Origin of the sequence: Leifsonia poae (assembly GCF_027921845.1) — a bacterium.
Classification (GTDB): domain Bacteria; phylum Actinomycetota; class Actinomycetes; order Actinomycetales; family Microbacteriaceae; genus Leifsonia; species Leifsonia poae.
The window spans coordinates 991,921-994,479 of the sequence record NZ_BSEN01000015.1 but is presented as its reverse complement, the minus strand read 5'-3'; the positions used below and the strand labels follow the sequence as shown (position 1 = coordinate 994,479).

The following is a 2,559-nucleotide window of genomic DNA, read 5'->3' as shown; positions in this document are numbered from 1 at the left end:
CTGATGCGGGTGATGGACAAGTTCATGACGGAGAAGTTCTTGGGCGTGTTCTTGGAGGTGTCCGATGATCGGACGTTGACGAACCTGACGTTGAAAGAGGGTTACCGCACCGTCTACCAGCACACCAGCCTGGTGTATACGGATGCGCCGTTGAAGGTGAAGAAGCTGTTCAAGCAGCAGTTGCGGTGGGCGCGCGGGTCGCAGTACAACACGTTGCGGATGCTGCCCTGGATGTTGGGCCATGCGCCCCTGTTGGCGTTCTTCTTCCTGACCGACATCATCCTGCCGTTCGTGTTGGCGGGAGTGCTGGGCGGCTGGGTGTATCGGGCGTTCACCGGGCAGGGTTACAACTTCTACCAAGGGTTCCTGGCCGAGTACGGGGTGCAGGCGGGGATCCTCGCGGTGATCGCGTTGATGGTGGCGTCGTCGGTGATCAGCATGTCGATCCGGCAGATCCGGCACCTGTCGGAGAAACCCTCCGACTTCTTCCGGCTGCCGGTGTTCATCATCGTCTCGACCTTCTTCCTGATGCCGATCCGGCTCCTCGGCTTCTTCCGGATGGCACACGCCTCCGGGTGGGGCACCCGCGCCGGCGCCTACGCCGGCGGACCCGCCGAAATCACCGCCGACGACGCCATCCCCGACAACAACGCGGCATCCCTGTCACCGCAGCCGGACGCCGGGGGAGAGCGCCTGGCTGCAACGGACGAACCGGACGCCTTCGCCCGGCTCGGCTTCACCGGATCGACGCTGGTCGTCGCCCCGGCTCGGGTCGCGCGCGCCACCGTGGCGCATGCGCGACCTCGCACCCGCCGCGTCAATCCGTACGCGGTCATCCCGTACCTGATCGGTCTCTCGATCCTTGCGCTGGAGGCGATGTTCCTTGTCTAGTACTCCTTCCTGGTGGGCCGGGAGCCGCTCGCGCGCCCGCGTCACGGCCGCATCCGCGACCATCCTGGCCCTCGTTCTCGCGGGGCTCACGTACTTCGTGTGGTCGTCGCCCGACAGTGCGCTGCGCAAAGCGACGGATACGGCGGTCGCGGCGGTCAATCCGCTCGCCGCCCAGAATGCGACGCTCCAATCCGCGCTCGGCTCGGCGAAGGGGACGATCACGACCCAGCAGAAGAAGCTCGCGCACGCATCCACGGCTGCTGCCGTCGCGGCCGCGGCCCACGCGAAGGAGCTCGCGACGGCGCAGCGGCAGGTGCTTGTGGCGCAGAGCGAGGTCGCCCAGCTGAAGTCGCAGCTGTCGCAGGCCGACCCGGGGTCGGCGAGCGGATCCGGGTCGGCCGGCGGCTCGGGCGGCTCGGGCGGTGCGGGAGGGTCCGGCGGCTCGGGCGGTTCCTCGACGACCGGCGGCGGCACGACGAGCACCGGGGGAGGCGGGACGACGACGGCTGCGATCACGGCGCCCAGTCGTGCCTCGCTGGTGGCGCCGGCCAAACGCTACTTCGGGATGTACACCGAGCAGGCGCCGTTCAACTGGGCGACCCTCGACGCGACCTCGACGAAGATCGGCGTGCAGCCGAACATGGTCGGCTACTTCAGCGGCTGGGACGAGGATTTCCGGGTGAGCGCGGTCACGCGCGCCTGGCAGCAGGGACGCCTGCCGCTGATGACGTGGGAGTCGCGCCCGATCGCCGCGGGCAACGACTCCAACGTCGCGCCGGACTACTCGCTCCCCAAGATCATCGGCGGCTCGTTCGACGCGTATCTGCACAAGTACGCCGAAGACATCGTCTCGACGGGGCTTCCGCTGGCCATCCGGCTCGATCACGAGATGAACGGAACGTGGTACCCGTGGTCGGAGCTGAACGGCGGCAACCGATCGATCAACGGCAACAACGTGGGCGACTACGTGAAGATGTGGCGCCACGTGCATGACATCTTCCAGCAGGAGGGCGCGAACGCCCTCGTCATCTGGGTGTGGGCGCCGAACATCGTCAACAACATGCAGCCCTCTTCGCACGCGACGCAGGCCTTCCTCGAGGGCTACTACCCCGGGGACGACTACGTCGACTGGGTCGGCCTCTCGGGCTATCTGCGCCCGCCGTACCGCGCCGGCAACAACTTCACCTTCGACTACACGTATGGCGCGAGCCTGCACCAGTTGCGCACCCTCACGTCGAAACCGATCCTGCTGGCCGAGGTGGGGGCATCCGAGACCGGCGGTCACAAGGTGAAGTGGATCAACTCGTTCTTCGACGGCTTCGCGGATCCGGAGAACGCCGACATCATCGGGTTCTCCTGGTTCAGCCTGGCGATCACCAGCTACGTCAGTGGAGAACGGTCGACGAACGACTGGCGCATCGACTCCCGCGCCGACTCGCGGCAGGCCTTCAGCACCGGAATCGTCAGACCGGCGGCGAACTTCACGCTCGTGCCCGCCGACTGACCCCGAGCACCCCGGCGGCGGCTGGCCCGACCCCTCGATGCCCCCGCCGGGGACCCCACGCGATCGAGTTGCGCCGAATGGGCGGTCGGGCGATGGTGGAACCGCCCATTCGGCGCAACTCGCTCCCCGTGACCTCGGGGAGACGCCGGGAACAACAGAAGGCC

General features: G+C 67.4%; 2 protein-coding genes. Both read left to right on the top strand.

Features of this window, described 5'->3' with window-relative positions; genetic code table 11:
• Positions 1 to 891: glycosyltransferase family 2 protein (locus tag PKE84_RS19520; RefSeq protein ID WP_373877165.1), on the top strand; the 891-nt coding region annotated here is incomplete at its 5' end.
• Positions 884 to 2,395, top strand: a complete 1,512-nt coding sequence (locus PKE84_RS19515; RefSeq protein WP_271178902.1) for a glycoside hydrolase family 26 protein — start codon at positions 884 to 886, stop codon at positions 2,393 to 2,395. The genes PKE84_RS19520 and PKE84_RS19515, both read left to right, overlap by 8 nt.
• Positions 2,396 to 2,559 lie beyond the last annotated feature (164 nt).